This window comes from Klebsiella sp. GG_Kp146, from assembly GCF_040061975.1.
Taxonomy (GTDB): Bacteria; Pseudomonadota; Gammaproteobacteria; order Enterobacterales; family Enterobacteriaceae; genus Klebsiella; species Klebsiella quasipneumoniae.
Genome location: NZ_JBEAHA010000001.1, coordinates 26,051 through 46,008 on the forward strand (window position 1 = coordinate 26,051; position 19,958 = coordinate 46,008).

At 57.5% G+C, this 19,958-nt stretch carries 17 protein-coding genes; 6 read left to right on the forward strand and 11 right to left on the reverse strand.

Features of this window, described 5'->3' with window-relative positions; all coding sequences use genetic code 11:
* The first annotated feature begins 214 nt into the window (after positions 1 to 214).
* Positions 215 to 451, forward strand: a complete 237-nt coding sequence (locus tag ABLU95_RS00130; protein ID WP_002908860.1) for a major outer membrane lipoprotein — start codon at positions 215 to 217, stop codon at positions 449 to 451.
* Positions 452 to 512: 61 nt separating this feature from the next.
* Here ABLU95_RS00130 and ABLU95_RS00135 read toward each other — a convergent pair whose 3' ends face one another.
* The 8 genes from ABLU95_RS00135 to ABLU95_RS00170 all read right to left on the reverse strand — a co-directional run bounded on the left by ABLU95_RS00135 (position 513) and on the right by ABLU95_RS00170 (position 7,799).
* A complete protein-coding gene (locus tag ABLU95_RS00135) occupies positions 513 to 1,499 on the reverse strand; it encodes a L,D-transpeptidase family protein (RefSeq protein ID WP_348878560.1) in 987 nt (328 codons plus the stop codon).
* Between the two features lie 99 nt (positions 1,500 to 1,598).
* Positions 1,599 to 2,015, reverse strand: coding sequence for a cysteine desulfuration protein SufE (sufE, locus tag ABLU95_RS00140; RefSeq protein ID WP_023290073.1), 417 nt, complete (start codon positions 2,013 to 2,015; stop codon positions 1,599 to 1,601).
* 11 nt (positions 2,016 to 2,026) lie between these two features.
* The gene (sufS, locus tag ABLU95_RS00145; RefSeq protein ID WP_065881332.1) at positions 2,027 to 3,247 is read right to left on the reverse strand and encodes a cysteine desulfurase SufS; all 1,221 of its coding nucleotides are present in this window, start codon (positions 3,245 to 3,247) and stop codon (positions 2,027 to 2,029) included.
* The gene (gene sufD / locus ABLU95_RS00150) at positions 3,244 to 4,518 is read right to left on the reverse strand and encodes a Fe-S cluster assembly protein SufD (RefSeq protein ID WP_132133322.1); all 1,275 of its coding nucleotides are present in this window, start codon (positions 4,516 to 4,518) and stop codon (positions 3,244 to 3,246) included. Before sufD ends, sufS begins: the two co-directional genes overlap by 4 nt.
* Positions 4,493 to 5,239 carry a Fe-S cluster assembly ATPase SufC gene (gene sufC, locus ABLU95_RS00155; RefSeq protein WP_032453238.1) on the reverse strand — a complete coding sequence of 249 codons (747 nt, stop codon included), beginning with the start codon at positions 5,237 to 5,239 and terminating at the stop codon, positions 4,493 to 4,495. Before sufC ends, sufD begins: the two co-directional genes overlap by 26 nt.
* Before the next feature lie 16 nt (positions 5,240 to 5,255).
* Positions 5,256 to 6,743 (reverse strand): Fe-S cluster assembly protein SufB, encoded by a 1,488-nt coding sequence (sufB, locus tag ABLU95_RS00160; protein ID WP_023290077.1) that lies wholly within the window; start codon positions 6,741 to 6,743, stop codon positions 5,256 to 5,258.
* Positions 6,744 to 6,745: 2 nt separating this feature from the next.
* A complete protein-coding gene (sufA, locus tag ABLU95_RS00165; RefSeq protein WP_004143232.1) occupies positions 6,746 to 7,123 on the reverse strand; it encodes a Fe-S cluster assembly scaffold SufA in 378 nt (125 codons plus the stop codon).
* A gap of 478 nt (positions 7,124 to 7,601) precedes the next feature.
* A complete protein-coding gene (locus ABLU95_RS00170; protein WP_004203090.1) occupies positions 7,602 to 7,799 on the reverse strand; it encodes a hypothetical protein in 198 nt (65 codons plus the stop codon).
* 1,151 nt (positions 7,800 to 8,950) lie between these two features.
* On the opposite strand from ABLU95_RS00170, the gene ABLU95_RS00175 reads away from it, so the two are divergent.
* The 5 genes from ABLU95_RS00175 (at position 8,951) to lldD (ending at position 14,952) form a co-directional block, all read left to right on the forward strand.
* Positions 8,951 to 9,457 carry a spore coat U domain-containing protein gene (locus ABLU95_RS00175; RefSeq protein ID WP_074442549.1) on the forward strand — a complete coding sequence of 169 codons (507 nt, stop codon included), beginning with the start codon at positions 8,951 to 8,953 and terminating at the stop codon, positions 9,455 to 9,457.
* 16 nt (positions 9,458 to 9,473) lie between these two features.
* The gene (locus ABLU95_RS00180; RefSeq protein ID WP_074442548.1) at positions 9,474 to 10,187 is read left to right on the forward strand and encodes a fimbria/pilus periplasmic chaperone; all 714 of its coding nucleotides are present in this window, start codon (positions 9,474 to 9,476) and stop codon (positions 10,185 to 10,187) included.
* The gene (locus tag ABLU95_RS00185) at positions 10,147 to 12,501 is read left to right on the forward strand and encodes a fimbria/pilus outer membrane usher protein (protein ID WP_348878565.1); all 2,355 of its coding nucleotides are present in this window, start codon (positions 10,147 to 10,149) and stop codon (positions 12,499 to 12,501) included. The genes ABLU95_RS00180 and ABLU95_RS00185 overlap by 41 nt, the downstream gene beginning before the upstream one ends.
* Positions 12,492 to 13,442, forward strand: a complete 951-nt coding sequence (locus tag ABLU95_RS00190; protein ID WP_241516467.1) for a spore coat U domain-containing protein — start codon at positions 12,492 to 12,494, stop codon at positions 13,440 to 13,442. Before ABLU95_RS00185 ends, ABLU95_RS00190 begins: the two co-directional genes overlap by 10 nt.
* 325 nt (positions 13,443 to 13,767) lie before the next feature.
* Complete coding sequence (lldD, locus tag ABLU95_RS00195; RefSeq protein ID WP_048297731.1) at positions 13,768 to 14,952, forward strand: FMN-dependent L-lactate dehydrogenase LldD; 1,185 nt, start codon at positions 13,768 to 13,770, stop codon at positions 14,950 to 14,952.
* 49 nt (positions 14,953 to 15,001) lie between these two features.
* On the opposite strand, the gene ABLU95_RS00200 is transcribed toward lldD, so the two are convergent.
* The 3 genes from ABLU95_RS00200 to ABLU95_RS00210 form a co-directional block, all read right to left on the reverse strand.
* Positions 15,002 to 18,103 carry an efflux RND transporter permease subunit gene (locus tag ABLU95_RS00200; protein ID WP_348878568.1) on the reverse strand — a complete coding sequence of 1,034 codons (3,102 nt, stop codon included), beginning with the start codon at positions 18,101 to 18,103 and terminating at the stop codon, positions 15,002 to 15,004.
* Positions 18,100 to 19,209: an efflux RND transporter periplasmic adaptor subunit gene (locus ABLU95_RS00205; RefSeq protein ID WP_085550989.1), complete on the reverse strand. Its 1,110-nt coding sequence runs from the start codon at positions 19,207 to 19,209 to the stop codon at positions 18,100 to 18,102. Before ABLU95_RS00205 ends, ABLU95_RS00200 begins: the two co-directional genes overlap by 4 nt.
* Before the next feature lie 74 nt (positions 19,210 to 19,283).
* Positions 19,284 to 19,898 (reverse strand): TetR/AcrR family transcriptional regulator, encoded by a 615-nt coding sequence (locus ABLU95_RS00210; protein WP_065805468.1) that lies wholly within the window; start codon positions 19,896 to 19,898, stop codon positions 19,284 to 19,286.
* Positions 19,899 to 19,958 lie beyond the last annotated feature (60 nt).

Here is a 19,958-nt window from a genome sequence, read left to right on the forward strand (position 1 = left end):
TTTACTATTTAATAAGAGATTATCTAAGATGAATCCGATGGAAGCGCGCTGTTTTCACTCGCCTTTTTCAGCGATTTTGACCAATTCGATGCTTCTTTGAGCGAACGATCAAAAATAAGTGCGTTCAGGTAAAAAAAATATTCTCATCCCAAAAAAGTTTGTGTAATACTTGTAACGCTACATGGAGATTAACTCAATCTAGAGGGTATTAATAATGAATCGTACTAAACTGGTACTGGGCGCGGTAATCCTGGGTTCTACTCTGCTGGCTGGTTGCTCCAGCAATGCTAAAATCGATCAGCTGTCTTCTGACGTTCAGACTCTGAACGCTAAAGTTGACCAGCTGAGCAACGACGTGAACGCAATGCGTTCCGACGTTCAGGCTGCTAAAGACGACGCAGCTCGCGCTAACCAGCGTCTGGACAACCAGGCTCACTCTTACCGTAAGTAAGAGTTCTGGTAATAAAAATGGCGCACTCTGTGCGCCATTTTTTTTGCCCTCGCGCTGAGGGCTACTGGGTGAGCAGGCCGTTGTCAGACGAACTGTTCTGCGCCGACAGCGACGTCGCCGCGCTACCCGCCCCCGTCGATACCACCACCGGATAGCCCGCCCTTCTCGACATCGCTTTTTTCAGCTGCAGGTCATCCACCGCTTTATCCTCTGCGAAGGCGTGAAACGCCGCTGGCAGCGTGTAAGCGATGGTCCGGGTGTTTTCCCCTTCCGTCTGCGACAGCGGCCTGTGGACCTCTACGTAACGTTTACCATCCGGCTCGACGGCAAACTTCACCGGCTGATTGATAATCCGCACCGGCGTCCCGGTTTTCACCTGACTGAACAGCGCCTTGATGTCATCGGCGTTCATCCGCATACAGCCCGAGCTGACGCGCAGCCCAACGCTGTCCGGCGCGTTAGTCCCGTGGATGAGATATTCGCCGTTACCGTAGGCAAGACGCAGCGCATAGCGGCCCAGCGGGTTATTCGGCCCGGCCGGCACCACCGCCGGGAGCGTCACCCCTTTCTCCAGCGAGCGCGCGCGGATGCCGGCGGTGGGTGTCCAGGTCGGGTTAGGGATCTTCTGCCCGACGCGGGTGGTCATCTCCGGCGTTTCCAGCCCTAACTGGCCGATGCCCAGGGGATAAACCTGGACCTGATTCTCTCCCGGCGGGAAGTAGTACAGCCGCAGCTCCGCGAGGTTGACGACAATCCCCTCCCGCGGCACGTCGGGCAGCAGCATCTGAGAAGGGATCAGCACCTGGGTCCCGGGCTTCGGCTGCACCGGCGCGATGGTATCGTTGGCTTCAAGGATCAGCATCGCCGCGGTATCGAAATGGCGGGCAATCGCCTGCAGGTTGCGATCGCTCTCCTGAACCGTCCAGTACTGGTTCTGGCCAATCAGCCGGCTGTTGGCCGGAGGCAGCGGGTAATCGACGGCCCAGGCGGCCGGTAAGGCGCCAAGGGCGCTGAGAAGGGCTAAAGCGATCATCGTTTTGCGTTTCATACTGAGATTCCTTCTTTCGCTGATAAAACGCCAGGAGACTGAACGGCGGCAGGGTCAGCGCCCTGCCGGACGTAACAGAATGAAATCTACCTGTTTATTCTAGCTAATATTTGCGGCTTTCGCGCGTATCGCGCGGATCATGGCTTCGAGGCCCTGCGAGCGGGAGGGGGTAAGATGCTGGGTGAGGGCCATTTTTTCAAACCACGGGCGGACGTCAAACTCGGTGATGTCCTGGGCGGTCATCCGGTCATAAAGGATAAACACCACCGCAATCAGCCCTTTGACAATCGCCGCATCGCTGTCGCCGCGCAGGGTGACAACGCCGGAAGGATCCTGCGCCATCACGATCCACACCTGGCTTTGACAGCCCTGAATAATGTTCTGCGGGCTGTGCTCCTCGGCGCTCAGCGGCGGCAGCCGCTGGCCCAGCTCAATGATATAGAGATACTTCTCTTCCCAGTTGGCGCAACGGCTAAAATTGCGCAACAGTTTGTCTTTGTCCGGTAATGCCGCCATCGTCACGTCCTTTACCCTAATAGTTTGTGGATCCGCTGGAGGCCGGCCACCAGGCGGTCCACCTCTTCCGTGGTATTGTACATCGCCAGCGACGCCCGACACATGGCCGGTACCTGATAGCGGGCCATCAGCGGCATGGCGCAGTGATGCCCGGTCCGCACGGCGATCCCGTAGTTATCGAGGAAGCTGCCGACGTCATAGGCGTGATGCTGGCCGAGGTTAAAGGCAATCACCCCTTTACGCTGCGCCGGACCGTAGAGGATCAGATCCGGCACCGCGCGCAGGGCCTCCAGCGCGTAGCGCATCAGCGTCTGCTCGTATTCGGCGATCTGGGTCAGTCCCAGCTGGCTGACGTAGCTCAGCGCCGCGCCGAGGCCAATGATCCCCCCGGTATTCGGCGTGCCGGCCTCAAAGCGCCAGGGCGCCTGGTTCCAGGTGGTGCCCTCCGTCAGGCTGACGGTGGCGATCATCGACCCGCCCCCTTCCCATGGCGCCATTGTCTGCAGCAGCTCGGCCCGGGCGTAGAGCACGCCGATCCCGGTCGGGCCGTACAGTTTATGGGCAGAGAAGACATAAAAATCGCAGCCCAGCGCCTGAACGTCCACCGGGTGGTGCATTACCGCCTGGGCGCCGTCCACCAGCACTTTCGCGCCATGCTGATGCGCAAGGGCAATCAGCGCCGACAGCGGGTTTTCCGTCCCCAGCACGTTGGAGACTTCGGTTATCGCCAGCAGGCGGGTTCGCTGGTCAAACAGCCCGGGAACCACGTCCAGTTGCAGGGTGCCGTCCGGGTTGAGGGGGATCACCCGCAGCTCAGCCCCTACCCTGGCGCAGAGCATCTGCCACGGTACGATGTTGGCGTGGTGCTCCATCTCGCTGATGATGATGTTATCCCCGGCGCCGACGTTGGCATTTCCCCAGCTGTTGGCCACCAGGTTAATGCCCTCGGTGGTGCCGCGCACGAATACCAGCTCCTCCGCCGAGCCGGCGTTAAGGAAGATGGCCGCCTGCTGGCGCACCGCCTCCATCCGCGCGGTGGCTTCCGCGCTGAGGGTATGGATCCCACGATGCACCGCCGCGTAGCCGTGGCGATAGAATTCCGCTTCGGCGCCAATCACCGCCTCCGGTTTCTGGGCGCTGGCGGCGCTGTCAAGATAGACCAGCGGCTGGCCGTTGACCTCCCGGCTCAGTACCGGAAAATCGGCGCGAACCCGTTCTACTGAAAATGTCATGCTGTGCCTCCCGGCAAACGCTCTCCAATCCGCGCCAGCACCTGCTCTCTGAGCGCGTCGCTGTGGATAGCTTCGGTAAGCTCGGCGGCGAAGGCGTAGAGGATCATCTGCTGCGCCGCCTGCTGTTCAATCCCGCGCGAGCGCAGATAGAACAGCTGTTCTTCGTCAATGCGCCCTACCGTCGCCCCGTGGCTGCATTTCACGTCATCGGCGTAAATCTCCAGCTGCGGTTTGGTGTCGACCTCCGCCAGCCGCCCGAGCAGCAGATTGTTGTTGGTCATCTGGCCGTCGGTTTTCAGCGCATGCGGCGCGACGTTGATCAGCCCGTTAAACACCGCCCGGCCCTTATCGCTGACAATGGTTTTGTGCAGCTGGCGGCTGGTGCAGTACCCCACCTGGTGGTCCAGCCAGGTGCGGCTGTCGCAGACCTCATTTTTCACCGGCATCGCCAGCGAGTTAAGACGCAGGTCGCTGTTTTCGCCGCCCAGACGCGTGCTGGTGTGATGACGCAGCACCTGACCGCCGAGCAGGAAACTGCTGCTGAAAGCCGAGGCGTCGCGGCCCAGCAGCAGGTCGTTATGGGCGAAGTGGTAGCTGTGCGCGTTCTCGAACGCCAGCTTGATGTGCTGCAGGCGCGCGTTGTCCGCCACCGTCATGGTCAGCCGCCCGCCGGTGAAGTGCGGTTGCTCATCAAAGCTAAGATAGTGCTCGATAATCGTCGCCTCCGCCCCGCTCTCCAGCGCCAGATGGTGACGATAGTGGGCGGTATTCAGCGCATCGCCGGCCAGGCCGCGGGTGATATGCATCAGCAGCAGCGGCTTATCCAGGCGGCGGTTGCGCGGCACGCGAAGGCGGGTCACCGTCTGCGCCAGGCTTTCGGTCAGATGGAGAAACACCTCCGGCTGGAGGGCATCCGGCAGATGCTGGCGCTGGTTATCGACGCTGACCTCCACGCCGCTGGCGGCGAGATCGTCGCTCAGCTCAGGATGATAGCGACCGTCGATAAACACCAGTCGCCAGGCGTCCAGCGGCAGCGCCAGCGCGTCACGCTGCTCGGCGCTGACCGACGCTCCCTCATCGGCGACGAAGCGGCCGTTAATCAGCGCGTCCAGTGGGGTGTATTTCCAGTCCTCCTGCTTGCGCGTCGGCAGACCCAGGCGCAACAGCTGCTGCAGATGCTGGCTGGCCTCCGGCGTACGCTGGTCGCCCTGCGCTTCAAACAGATGGTGCCACTGCTGCAGCGCATTACTGCTGTTCGGTAAGCCAGCCATAGCCCTGCTCCTCCAGCTGTTTGACGAGAGTGAAATCCCCCGACTTCACAATCCGCCCCTGATACAGCACATGGACATAGTCCGGCTTGATATAGTCAAGGATGCGCTGATAGTGAGTGACGATGATGAAGGCGCGTTTGCCGTCGCGCAGCGCGTTCACGCCCTGGGAGACGATTTTCAGGGCATCGATGTCGAGCCCGGAATCCGATTCATCGAGAATGCACAACTCCGGCTCAAGCACCGCCATCTGCAGAATGTCGTTGCGCTTTTTTTCGCCGCCGGAGAAACCCACGTTCACCGAACGGGTCAGCAGATCTTCCGGCATCTGCAGCAACCTGATTTTCTCTTCCATTAAATCCTGAAAGTCGAAGCGATCCAGCGGCTCCTGGCCGCGATAGCTGCGCACGGCATTCAGCGCGGTCTGCAGGAAGAACTGGTTGCTGACGCCGGGGATCTCCACCGGATACTGGAAGGCCATAAAGATGCCTTCCCCGGCGCGATCTTCCGGGGCGAGCTCCAGCAGGTTTTTGCCCTTAAATTCGACGCTGCCGCCGGTGACCTCGTAATCTTCGCGCCCGGCCAGGGTGGCCGAAAGCGTGCTTTTCCCCGAGCCGTTCGGCCCCATAATGGCGTGGACCTCCCCCGGACGCACCTCAAGGTTCAGCCCGCGCAGGATCGCTTTATCTTCGACGGCGACGTGTAAATCTTGAATACTTAACATCTTTTTTCCTTAATTATCAGCCGACGCTATGCTCAAGGCTAATGGCCAGCAATTTTTGCGCTTCGACGGCGAACTCCAGCGGCAGTTCGGAGAAGACGTCTTTACAGAAGCCGTTGACGATCATCGAGATGGCATCGTCTTCGCTGATCCCGCGCTGCAGGCAGTAGAACAGCTGGTCCTCACCGATCCGCGAGGTGGTCGCTTCGTGCTCCAGCTGGGCGCTGTTGTTGCGACATTCCACATACGGGAAGGTATGCGCCCCGCAGTCCGGGCCGATCAGCATCGAATCGCACTGGGTGAAGTTGCGGGCGTTGGTCGCGGTCGGCATGATTTTGACCAGCCCGCGATAGCTGTTCTGGCTGTGTCCGGCGGAGATCCCTTTCGAGATGATGGTCGAGCGAGTGTTCTTGCCGATATGGATCATTTTGGTGCCGGTGTCCGCCTGCTGATGGCCGCTGGTCAGCGCCACCGAAAAGAATTCACCGATCGAGTTATCGCCGCGCAGGATGCAGCTGGGGTATTTCCAGGTGATGGCCGAGCCGGTTTCCGACTGGGTCCATGACATTTTGCTGTTCTCCCCTTCGCACAGGGCGCGTTTGGTGACAAAGTTGAGGATCCCGCCGGTGTTGTTATCCCCCGGGAACCAGTTCTGCACCGTGGAGTATTTCACTTCCGCGTCTTTATGGATGATGACTTCCACCACCGCGGCGTGCAGCTGATAGCTGTCGCGCACCGGCGCCGAGCAGCCCTCAATGTAGCTGACGTAGCTGCCTTCATCGGCCACCAGAATGGTGCGTTCGAACTGGCCGGTCTTTTCGGCGTTGATGCGGAAATAGGTCGACAGCTCCATCGGACAGCGGACGCCCTTCGGCACATAGATAAAGGTGCCATCCGAAGCCACCGCGGCGTTCAGCGCGGCAAAGAAGTTGTCATTGCCCGGCACCACGGTCCCCAGATACTTTTTCACCAGTTCCGGATGGTCGTGGATCGCCTCGCCGAAAGAGCAGAAGATGATCCCCTGCTCCGCCAGCTTTTCACGGTAGGTGGTCGCCACCGACACCGAGTCGAATATCGCGTCCACCGCCACCTCGCGCCCTTCGCGCACCGGCACGCCCAGCTGGTTAAAGGCTTCTTCCACCTCGCTGGTCAGGAAGGTGTTGGCCCCGGTCTGCTGCACCGCGCCGGGCTCGGAGGCGCAGGTCTCATCGCAGTTGCCGCAGGAGGGGGCGGAATAGTAGCTGTAATCCTGATAATTCAGCTTATCGTAATGCGCCTTCAGCCAGTGCGGCTCTTCCATCTCCAGCCACGCCCGGTAGGCATTGAGCCGGAACTCCAGCATCCACTGCGGCTCATTGCGGCGGGCGGAGATGGCGCGAACCACCTCTTCATTAATGCCTTTGGCCAGCTCATCGGTCTGCAGGCGAGTGAAAAAGCCCTCTTTATAATTGAGCGGGCCGCCGGTCCAGGTTTTGACATCGTCTGTTGCTTCAGTATTACGCGACATAGTTACTCCGCCTGCACCCCAAAACTTTCGCCGCAGCCGCACTCGTGCTGCGCTTTCGGGTTATGAAATTTAAAGATTTCATTTAAACCTTCCCGGACGTAATCCAGCTCCGTGCCGTCAATGAACGGCATCGCCTGCAGCGGCGCAAACAGCTTCGCCCCGTCAGATTCAAAGAGCAGATCGTCTGGCGCCGGCTCGGCAATCATTTCGAGCACATAGCCAAAACCGGCGCAGCCGCTGGTTTTGATACCCAGCCGTAGCCCCTTTTTATCCGGCTGCTTACGCATCAGATCGCGAATATGCGCGGCAGCGGCCGGCGTCATGGTCAGTCCCTGCCAGCTGAAATCGGCGGGATTAAAGGTTCCTGCTTGTACTTCCATCGATAGACCTCCAGGTTGGCGCCATCAAGGCATACCGCCATGTTAGTGATAATGATTATCACTTCAACCCTGCTCCAGCAGGGGTATTGCCTCATTTAGCGCTTTTTATAAGCATAGACCCTTGCCCGGGGATTATCAGGGTACGCAAGTGGAACCTAATCATATGATTTATAATATGTTATTCTGATATTGTTCTGTTACCGCACGCAATGGCAAAGATGTATCGAAAATACCGATTTATGCGATAGCAGCCGACCACCTTCCTGATTCACCCTGGCGCAGAAACGGAAAAAGTGACGGCGTCACTAAGCGGCCATGCGCGCTGAACAGGCGCTGGTCTGCGAAATGAGAAAGCGTGAGAAGAAAGCGTCAAGGCGCGACGCTTTCGGCAGGGGCGGTCGCGGCCTGGCGGGGACGTGGCCGCGATCGGGGGATGTTAACCGCGATGAAACGGGTAGTCAGGAAGGCTATCGGTTGGCTAGGTCCCTTTTCTCACCAGGCGGGCGGCCTGGACAAAGACCTCATCCTCCACCCCATCCCCCTTCTGTCTGCCCAGCCGCACCAGCTCATCCACGATACTCCCCTGATTAATCTGCTTTTGGGTCGCCACTAAGCTAATGACCGCCGCGCCGATAGCCATGCCAATCAATGCCGTTTGTTCATCTTTATCTTTCATGGTGTCGCTCCGTCTGTCCTCCTCAGAAAGGCTAGCAAAAGATAGCCACTGCTCCATTTCATATTTACCTGATTGGCATATGCCGGAAAACATGCGAACAACATCGCCATTCGGGCGATATCAAATAACCTGATGATTATAAAGAGGTAACGCTAATGCATAATTAACAGGCTTAAAACGCAGGCGGTCCTTCATGCCGCCCGAAAATGGTGTCCTGACGAAGGCGTGGAGGCGAAGACGGCCGATATGTCTCGCATGGCCGGGTACACCGGGTAGATGCTGCAGGGGATGATCGCCGCCGGTGGTGGACGAGGAGGAATTATTTCTGCGCGCTTTTCCCGGCCACCATGCGCTCTCGTCAGGTTTGCGTCTATGTTTTGTAAAACGTCTTATACTGGCGCGCCCACGCAGGATGGGGGACTTTTCAAACCAATCATATATCATTTTGCATCCTATTTTATTATCCCTGATAATGCCCCAAAAAACTCATATTCCACAGGGGCATCATTAATATTACAAAATATCGCAACAAGTGCTTTTTAGAAATAAAAGAAAGACGCCTATAAATACCATAATTACTTTTCATTCCAAAAAAAACACATACCCCAAAGCAACCACAAAAAGAATATTTTGGGGTGATTAACCATAATTAACACCATTTTTTCTAGATTAGATTTACGCCTGAGCCCTTCAAACACTTGGTGGCGTCGTTTTCCAGGCATAGCGCAATGCTTATGACTAATAGTAAGGCCATAATGGCATCGTCTTCTATTTTCTGCGAACAATTGCACTACCTGTGACATCACCTAACACCATGATGAACGAGCGAAAACACTACTCAGAGGAGGAGCCCATCATGATAGTTAGCAATGCAAATTATATCATATTAATATAATTACAAAAAAACATGATAGTTTTTTTTCAAATGTTGTGGCAATGTAACGAAGTTGTGCAATATTATACCTCGTGAGCAATTTATCCAGGTACTGAATGTAGGGTTCTGAGGATGAAAACGACGCTTTGCTTCGTCCGCGGCGTTTATCATGGAGGCATCTGGTGCCCTTTTAGTGAATTGGCCACTTTTCATATGTGGGTATTTCAATGGTTTATTAAAAAATTATTTCATCACATGTTAATGCTATGAGGTCGATATGAATCGTAAAAGTCTTGTTGTCTTTGCGTTAGGCTCGGCGGGATTATTATGCAGTGCTTTTGCTAATGCGGCCACCACCGCTACGGCAAACCTTGATGTTACCCTGACAGTAGAATCATCCTGTATTCTTGCCGTTGATCCCCTCGATTTTGGTACGCATGCTATCGGCGATACCAACATTGAAGGCCAGACCAATGCCTCCGTCACCTGTACCGCTGGCACCCCCTATATTTTGACCTCTGACAGCGCACATACCTATGAATTAACAAATGCTTCTGGCACCGCGGGTACCAATACTGCAGCGTATGTGCTCTACCTGGATAATGCCGGTTCACAACCTCTGGCCCAACAGCTCCCTTCAGATTCTGAGGTTAGCGCCTCTGCTTCAACCGGAACGGGTGCCGCTCAGGTCATTCCAATCTACGGGAAAATACGAAACGCGGCGCTAAGTAATGTTGCTGCAGGCACGTATACCGATACCGTTACTTTGCAAGTTACTTACTAAGACTCAGGCTGCGCATATGAAATTTGGTTTTTTATCTTCATTTTCCGTTTTTTTTGGTTGCTCGTTGAGTGTATTTTCATATGCCGCAAGTTTACAGATGTACCCCGTCACCGTGAACTTCTGCCAGGGTCAAGCGGCGCGGCCGATATATATCAAAAATACCGGTCCTGCGCCAATTGGTACCCAGATGCGCCTCTATCTCTGGCAGCAAAAAAACAATAATGATGTACTTACCCCGACCCAGGACATAATCAGCAGCCCCCCTATTGCCGCTATTCCTGCAGGTAAGCAACAACTTGTCAGACTCATTATACCTGGCAACAGCAAGGGGCATGAACAGGCTTATCGTTTAATTGTCGATGAATTACCTGACACTAAATCAAATACTTCAACCAGTCAGGTAAAATTTTTGCTGCGTTACTCCATACCGGTCTTTTTGTCATGTTCGGAGACAAAAACTGACATCAGCAAAATTCGTGCATCATTAGATACCAGTGGGGCGACACCGCGTCTGTTCATAAAAAACACCAATGCTCAGCATATCAAATTAAGTAATGTTTCCCTGATATCAGCAGAAAAAAAACTTGTCATTAATCCAGGACTAATGGGATATGTTCTCCCCGGAAGTGAAATGTCGTGGTTCCTGCCTAAAGGGATGAATAAAGGGACGTCTTTATCCGTGACTATAAATGATAATGAGACTAATAAAACAATTAACCTTACACGGTAACTTCTTCTTTTCCGCGCTGCTGTTTTCCCCCCTTGTCTGCGGAGCATCTACAGACGAGGGGTTGCTGTACCTCACAATCAGTGTGAATGGTTCACCTGTTACTGGCCTGATCCCGGTAAAAAAACAGGGAGAACGTCTGAGCATTATGGCATCCGATGCGCAAGGCATACCTATACGGACCGACGATCTTCCTGTTTCGGGAGAATATATTGAACTCCAGCAAAAACATGGGCTAAGTTACCGCTATGATGATTTAAACCAGGCCCTGCTCATCACTGCCGACAGCACTCGTTTGACCGGCTTTCAGCACCTCAGCGCGCGTCAGGATGCACAATTTATCCATGAAGATCAGCTGTCCAGAGAGGTCAGCGGTGTGGCGCTTAATTATAATCTTTTCGCCAGCCATAATAGCGACAATCAATACCTGACGGCGTATTCAGAATTTCGTACGTTTGGTCTGAGTCCGGGCCACTTTTCCAGTTCATTCAACAGTCGCTTTGCCAGCCAAAGCTATTCCGGAGAGGACACCGGCACAACACGATTAATGACCAGCTGGACCTGGGAAAATATTGATAAATTACTCAGCCTGACCGTCGGGGATAATTACACGGCCAGCCAGACCTGGTCTAACAGCGTGCGGTTCGGTGGCATTAGCCTGACTCGCAACTATACCCTGCAGCCCAGCGTCAATACTTCCACTCGAGATATTTTAACCGACTCCGTTACCATGCCGTCAACGGTGGATCTGTATATTCAGGGGATTAGAACATCCTCTCAGCAGGTTACGCCCGGTCAGTTTACGTTGAATACTGCGCCGGTTCTCTCCGGCAATGGAAGCGCGCAGGTGGTTATTACCGATATCAACGGCCAGCAACGTGTGGTGGACCTTGCACTTTACGGAACCAACCGCCTGCTGACTCAGGGATTGCATACGTGGGGATTAAACGCCGGTTGGGTGAGAAAAGACTACAGCGTCCGTTCATTCAGTTATGACACTGAATTTATTGGCGTCGGCGACTGGCGGTATGGCGCTACGAACCAGCTCACCTTCGAATCACATACTGAACAGGGCGCTAATCTGAATAATCTCGGCGCCGGCGCTAATTATTTGTTATCCCCGACGCTGGGTCTGGTTCATCTCGACCTTTCCTGGGGACGCTATCGGAATGATGACGGGCTGCAGTGGGGAGCAGGATGGCAATGGAACGATCGTTATTTCAATGTTTCACTCAATCATACCCAGCGGGAGAGAACTTTTCGCGATATTACTGCTCTGGCGGATACGACACTGGCCACGCGGCAAGACAGCGCCTTTCTCAGCTGGGCATTTCCTTCCCTTGGCACGCTCGGCGCAAGCTGGATCAACCAGCAATATACCGATCAGCGCTCCCGCTATGTGGGCGTTTCATGGTCAAAGTCATTTTCAGAACGCGTGATCTTAGCCACAAGTTTTACCCAGTCACTGGAAGAAGAGCGTGATAAAACCTTTTACGTCAATCTCACCATTCCTTTGTTTACCAGTCGGGACTATCTGACGCTGCAGCATAACCATGATAATCACAGCAATAGCGAGCAGGTCAGCCTCAGCCGTAGCCTGGAGTCAAACCGTCCGGGATGGGGATGGAATGCTTCTGTGCGTAATGGGCAAAATGATAACCAGCATGCCAGCGTTCAGCGCAGGAATACCTGGAGCGATATGGAAGCAGGCATCAATAATTACGGTCAGGAGGCTAACTACTACGCATCAATGTCCGGTGCGGTAGGCCTGTTTATGGGTGGGCTTTATGCGACCCGCGATCTTGGCGAGGCTTTCCTGCTGGTTGATACCGAAGGGGTGGCTGATATTCCTGTCCGCCTGGAACACAGACTGGTGGGTAAAACAGACAGTAACGGACGGTTGTTCCTGACCAACCTGCTTGCGTATCAAAAGAACAATGTTGATATAGATGCTTTAAATCTGCCGCCGGATTACCGGGCCCCTTACACCAGTCAGATTGCCATCCCCCGCAGAAAAGGGGGGGCGTTGACAACCTTTGAGGTATATCAGACAAAGGCGGTGCTGCTGCTGGCCTATGATGCCCAGGGCAAACCGGTGCCCTTCTCGGCCCAGGTACAGATCAAGGATAGCGAGAGCCATACGCCGCGCCGGGGAACAACCGAGACGATTGTCGGTTATGACGGCAATATCTATCTGGAAGATCCACCGCAAAAGGGGAAAGCCATTGTGAGCTGGTCCAGCGGACAGTGCCAGATCCGTTTACCCGAGGCTGTCGGCAGTCAGACTATTATCAAAAGGAAAGTTCTATGCCAGTAGTACGTGTCATACTGTTTGCCTGTGCGGGATTCTTGCTGGTATTTCACTGTTCTCCACGCGCTTATGCCGCAGAGTGTCGGTCCATAAGCCCGGCGAAATTTAGTTTCGGTACGGTAACAGCGGGAGAGATGGCTCAGACCAACCAGGCGCTCGAATTCCAGTGTAATAATTACGATTCAACACCGCGGTATGTGCGCCTGTGTATGAATCTGACGAATACCGCTCCCCCCCAGATGAATACGGTGCCATCAGGGGCCCCGCTGGCTTATCTCGTCTACTCAGCTGACGATCTGAGTACCGATATTGGCGCAAACAGTGGTGCGTTTGCTGAACGGAACATCTTTCTGGATGGCGGGCAAACCAACTACACGTTTTACATCAACCTGGTTGCTAAAATACCGTCTGGACAAAGCGGACTTCAGGCCGGCGACTATTACGACGCCGGCACACCTGCAACGGTGAAGTATATCGATAACGCAGATAACAATGCTCTGCCATCCTGCTCAACCATGAGCGGTACCATTCTGTCATCAAGCATTGAGGCCCAGGCGACCGTCAAAAATGGCTGTGAACTGGTCAGTGTGGATCCACTTGACTTTGGGGGCAAAAGCCCGGCTACCAGCAGTCAGTTACGTGGCGATGCCACCGCTAAAATCGCCATCCGATGCCCGGTGAATACTAATTTTACCGTCGCGCTTGGTGAAGGTATGCATAATAACGGTACAAGCAGACAGGTATGCCAGGGTTCCAGTTGCGTCAGTTACAATCTGTATCAGGATGCGGGCCATACGACACCCTGGAATGACAGCGACAGGGTACAGAACCAGACATCAACCACCGGTAACGATCAGTTACTCACGGTTTACGGTAATATTCCTGCGCAAAACTGGCCTGCGGCAGGAACCTATACCGACACGGTGGTGGTTACTCTGAGCTATTAAGATTTCTCGTTACGAGTCGATAGCAGAAAACCGACATTATCTATTGAGCCTTTTAATGGTTTCTGGACCGTATCCAGCAAGACACCTCTCTTCCCCTACATGGCGATGACGAAGGGTGGGTTTATTGCGCACCCTGCCTGGCGTAAAAATAACGCGAACGCCGAAGGGTAAAAAAAAGAAATAACCCTTTAAGCGACAAATCAAGATTATTCCATTAGGGAATGGCTGAGATGCTAATATTTCATTTCCCCAACGATTTTAAGAAGCCTATAGTTTTTTTGCCTGCAGAACATCCACTTAGGTTAAAAGACGTAAGGATATAATTATGATTGTTTCAGCCCCCAGCGATTATCGCGAAGCCGCTCGTCGCCGTCTGCCCCGTTTCCTTTTTGACTATATTGACGGTGGCGCGGTGGCAGAAAATACCATGAACGCCAATGCCGCCGAGCTTGCCTCTGTCGCCCTTCGCCAGCGCGTGCTGTGCGGGGCGGGTGAACCGACGCTGGCCACCACCATCCTTGATGCCCCGTGGGCGATGCCCGTGGCGCTGGGGCCGGTCGGCGCCACCGGCATGTATGCCCGCCGCGGCGAAGTCCAGGCGGCCCGCGCCGCCTCCCGCGCCGGGATCCCTTACACGCTGTCCACCGTGTCGGTCTGCTCCATTGAGGAGGTGGCGAGCCACGCCAGCGGCGCGCTCTGGTCCCAGCTGTACGTCCTGAAAGATCGCGGCTACATGCGTAACGCGCTGGAGCGCGCCTGGGCCGCCGGCATGAAAACCCTGGTATTCACTGTCGATATGCCGATCCCCGGCTCACGGTATCGGGACAACCGCTCAGGAATGTCCGGGCCGCACGCCACCTTGCGACAGTATCTTCAGGCCTGCACCCACCCGCGCTGGGCAATGAACGTCGGCCTGGCGGGCAGGCCTCTGTCGTTCGGTAATATCGAAGCCTATACCGGCCACAAAATGACCATGGACGACTATATGGGGTTTATCAGCAACAACTTCGACCCGTCCATCGCCTGGCACGATCTGGAGTGGATCCGCGACAGCTGGCCAGGAAAGCTGATCATCAAAGGGATCCTTGATGCCGAGGATGCGCGCAATGCCGTGCGGCTGGGCGCCGACGGCATTGTGGTCTCCAATCACGGCGGCAGACAGCTCGATGGCGCCATCCCCACCGCCCGGGCGCTGCCGCGGGTGGCGGAGGCGGTCGGCGACGATCTGACGGTCCTTGCCGACTCCGGAGTGCGCTCCGGCGTGGACGTTATTCGCCTGCTCGCCCTCGGCGCGAAGGGGGTCCTGCTTGGTCGGGCCTATATTTATGCCCTGGCCGCCGCGGGCGAAGCGGGCGTGGCGCACCTGCTGCGCTTATTTGCCGAGGATATGAAGGTCACCATGACCCTCACCGGCGCCACCTCCCCCTCGGCCATCAGCCTCGATTGCCTCGACCGGCTGGAAAAAGATCAACAGCGCAGCCGTGCGGTCCCGGTATCCTTATCTGCCTGACGCAGCCCGGGGCCGGGCCTGACCGCGTGCCTTGGCCCGGCAACCGAAATTACCCCTGAGGGTCCAGCGCCGGCCGTTGCGCTTCGTCAGCCGGGCGCTCCGGGCGGATGCGGAACCAGATCGCATACATGGCCGGCAGGAAGATAAGGGTCATGATGGTTCCCCCCAGCGTCCCGCCAATCAGCGTATAGGCGAGCGTCCCCCAGAAAACCGAATGCGTCAGCGGAATGAACGCCAGGATCGCCGCCAGCGCGGTCAGCAGAACCGGGCGGGCTCGCTGCACCGTCGCCTCCACCACCGCGTGGAACGGATCGAGCCCCGCCTGCTGGTTATGGTGGATTTGACCAATCAGGATCAGCGTATTTCGCATCAGGATCCCCGACAGGGCGATCAGGCCCACAAGGGCATTGATGCCAAACGGCTGATTGAACAGCAGCAGCGTCGGCACCACGCCAATCAGCCCCAGCGGGGCGGTCAGGAAGACCATGACCATCGCCGACAGGGAGCGCACCTGCAGGATAATGATCAGCAGCGTGAGGGCGATCATGATCGGAAATAACGGCACCATCGCCCGGGTGGCTTTGCCGGACTCCTCGATTGACCCCGCCGTCTCGATGCGATACCCCGGCGGCAGGGAGTCGATAATGGGCTGCAGCGACGTCATCAGCGCGGTGGAGACATCCGGCGGCTGCAGGTTATCCGCGACATCGCCCCGGACGGTAATGGTCGGCGTGCGGTCGCGACGACGGAGCAGGGGTTCTTCCATCCTGATCTCGACTTCACCGATCTGCGACAAGGGAACTCGCTGCCCGTCGCTGCCCACCAGGGTGAAATCGGCGATTTTCGCCGGATCCAGACGGATATCCCCCGCCGCGCGGCCGATGACCTGCACGGCGCGAATATCTTCCCGGACGGTGGTGATGGGGATCCCTGACAGCAGGAACTGCAGCTGCCGGGCGACGGCCTGGGAGCTGAGCCCACTCGCCTGCAGCCGGTCCTGATTGAGGCTGAAATGCATCACCGGCACGCGCGAACCCCAGTCGCTATTGACGGTGCGCATCAGCGGACTGGCCTGCAGCACCGATTTCACCCGATCGGCGATGTCGCGCAGGGTATGCGGATCGGGCCCCATCACCCGCCAGGCGACCGGATACGGCGAATAAGGACCAAAAACCAGCTGCGTGACGCGCACCCGCGCCTGCGGCGCCAGGCCATTGGCCACCGCCTCCCGCAGCCGCAGCTTAAGCGCCTCGCGAGAGGCCGGGCCGTCGGTCAATACCACCAGTTTGGCAAAGGAGGGGTCCGGCAACTCCGGGGCCATCGCCAGGTAAAAGCGCGGCGCGCCCTGGCCGATATAGCTGGTGACAATCTTCGCCTCCGGCTGCTGCTGCAGCCAGCGCTCAATATTCGCCGTCGCGGCGCTGGTCTGAATAATCGACGACCCGTAAGGCATCTGCACCTCAACCAGCACTTCCGGGCGATCGGAGGTGGGGAAAAACTGCTTTTTCACCACGCTCATTCCCAGTAACGCCACCATAAACAGCACCACCACCCCGGCGGCCACGCGCCATTTGCGGGCGATAACCCGGGTCAGCAGCCGGCGAAAGCGCTGATAGCGTGGGGTGTCGTACAGCGCGGCGTGGCCCGCCGCCGCGGACTTCCTCTCCGGCAGCAGGTACACGCCCAGCCAGGGGGTAAAAATCACCGCCACAATCCAGGAGGCAATTAGCGCGATACCGACGATCCAGAACACATTGCTGGCATACTCCCCGGCGGTGGATTGCGCAAACCCGTTGGGCATAAAGCCCACCGCCGTCACCAGGGTGCCGGCCAGCATCGGCGCCGCGGTATGGCTCCAGGCATAAGCCGAGGCTTTGAGGCGGTCGTACCCCTCCTCCATTTTGACCACCATCATTTCGATGGCGATAATGGCATCATCCACCAGCAGCCCCAGGGCGAGGATCAGCGACCCGAGGGTGATGCGGTCGAAGTTTTTGCCGGTGGCCGCCATCACCACAAACACTACGGCCAGGGTGAGCGGCACCGCCGCCGCGACCACCACCCCCACGCGCCATCCCATGCTGACAAAGCACACCGCCATCACCACCAGCAGGGCGACAAAAAATTTGATCATGAACTCATCGACCGCGGCGCTGATATTCACCGACTGATCGGTCACTTTCGTCAACGACATGCCGAGCGGCAGGCTCTGATTGATGCTGGCCGTTTCGGCGTCCAGCGCTTTCCCCAGCGCCAGTCCATTCCAGCCCTCGCGCATCACCACGCCGAGCAGCAGCGCCGGTTCGCCCTGATTGCGGATCAGGAAGGTGGCGGGATCTTCATACCCCCGCTCAACCGTGGCGACATCGGCGAGCTTCAGCGTTCTGCCCCCGGCAATTATCGGCGTGTCGCGGATCTGCTGCAGGCGGTCGAACGCCCCGTCGAGGCGGATAAAGATCTGCCCGCCGCGGGTCTCGATAGCCCCGGCCGCGGTCAGCACATTCTGACTGTTCAGCGCGGCAAAAATCGCCTCCGGCGAGAGCCCCAGGGTGGCGAGACGGTCATGAGAAAACGAGAGATAAATGCGCTCCGCCTGTTCGCCGAGAATATTCACTTTTTTCACCCCGGGAACATGCAGCAGCTGCTGGCGCAGGGTTTCGGCGTCACGCACCAGCTGCCGGGGCGGCTCTCCCCGCGCCTTCAGCGCAAAAAGGGCAAAGGTGACATCGGCGAATTCGTCATTCATCATCGGACCGGAGACGCCGGCAGGCAGGTTTTTCGCCTCATCGCCCAGCTTCTTGCGCGCCTGATAAAACTGCTCCGGCACCTCGGAAGGCGGGGTCTGATCCTGCAGCGATAAGGTGATTAGCGCCATCCCGGGGCGGGTATAGGTCTCGGTGCGATCGTACCACTTCAGCTCCTGGAGCCGTTTCTCCAGCGGCTCGGCGACCTGATCCTGCATCTCCTGCGCGGTGGCGCCCGGCCAGACGGTGATGACCGTCATTTGCTTGACCGTGAAGGGCGGATCTTCCGCCCGCCCGAGCCCGAAGAAGGCCACCAGCCCGGCGACCGAAATAAGGATAATCAAAAACAGGGTCACCGACCGCTCGCGGACGGCCAGCGCGGAGAGATTAAAACGTCCGTCGCTCATGGCTGGCTCCCGGCGGCAGTATGCTCGCGTCGTTCCGCCAGCCGCACCGTCTCGCCCTGGTGCAGAAGATGGGCGCCCAGAGCGACGATCGGCTCCCCGGGCTTCAGCGGACCGGTCACCCGCGCCGTTTCATCATTCAGGCCGATCACCGTCACCGGTTGCCAGGAGACGGTGGCCGGGCGGGAGGCAACGCGCCAGACGCCAGGGCCGTTGCCCGGATCGTAGACCGACGCCAGGGGCACCTCCAGCACCTCGCCTGGCCCCTGGTCGTTGCCGATGCGCAGGGTTACGGTAGACCCCAGCGGGGCGTTCGCCAGCGCCCCGTTCAGCACATAGCGCGCTTCAAAGGTGCGGGTAGCAGTGTCAGCTGCGTCCGAAAGCAGGCGCAGGGTTGCGGTGACCGGCTGAGATTCGCTGCCATAGCGTGTCGCCAGCGCCTCGCTGCCGACCGCCGGGCGCAGCGTCTCCGGAAGCTGCACCCGCGCTTCGCGCTGCCCCGCCCGGGCCAGGCGGATCACCACCTGCCCGGCGCTGACCACCTGCCCCGGCTCGGCGAGCGTTTCCACCACCACGCCGTCAGCATCCGCCAGCAGTCCAGCATAGCCGGTGGCGTTTTGCGCCACGTTTGCCTGCGCCTGGGCCGCGCTGAGGTCGGCTCTCGCCGCCTCTGCCGCCGCGTTGAACTGATCGAACTCCGCCGCCGAGACGGCGCCGCTGGCCACCAGGCCGCGATAGCGGGCCAGATCGTTAGCCGCCTTTTTGGCTCGTGCCCGCGCGGCGTCGACCGCCCGCTGTTGGGACTGCGCCTGCAGGGCAAGATCAGCTGGATCCAGGCGCAACAGCAGTTGACCGCGCCGGACGCTCTGCCCGGTCTCTACCAGCCGTTCAAGGACTTTTCCCGCCACCCTGAAGCCGAGGTCGCTTTGGGTACGAGCCACCACCACGCCGGTAAAGGCTCGCGAGCTGGCCTCCGCGCGCTCGACGGTGGCCACCCGCACCAGCGGCGGCCGCGTGCGGGGATCGTCATGGTCGGCAGGTTCGCCGCAGCCCGTGAGGGCCAACGGCAGGAGGCAGACGGCAAAATGGACGGCGTTGAGCCTGAGCATGGGTCACCTTAATGAAAAGACCGGTTGGTGAGCGCATTCTCAGACGAGTGACCAATAAAGTCAATAGTCACTAATCAGGGGGAGAGACTTCTCAGGATCAGGGAGGCAAGCAGCACCGCCGCGGTAGGCGCGGTGTCGAGATTGTATTGCAGCTGCACCGGGTTGATGAAAGGACACATCACCATATAGACCGCCAGGGTCGCCTCATCCAGCGGAGTTTTGCGCTCGAACTCGCCCGCCTGGCGGCCTTCGACAAGAATTTGACCAATCAGCTGCTGCAGATGACCGGCATACTGCTCCGTTGAGGGCCATTTATCGCGCGCCGCGACGGCGGCGATGTCGTACAGTTTGCGATCCTCGAAAAACAGTTCACTGCCGGCCTCGGTCAGCGCCCGGAAGAGGCGGCGCAGCTTTTCGCTGGCGGAGGGGGCATCGGCGATGGCCTCGCTGACGGCCACCATGATCTTCTCCAGCCGGCTGGCGCAGATTGCCTCGCCAATCGCCTGCTTGGAGTCGAAAAACTTGTAGATATAGGCTTTGGAAAAGCCTATTGCTTTGGCGAGATCGGTGACCGTGGTCTTTTCATAGCCATAGCGACTAAAGTGCGCCATGGCCGCGTCAAGAATCTGGTCGCGAACGCTGTGGTCAAGGGGGCCACGGCTTGCTGGGGTGGAGGTATTTTTCGTCATCCGTTTAGCTTAATGCGATCGCTATCGTTTGACAACGAGTGACGTTATTATGATTTAGTC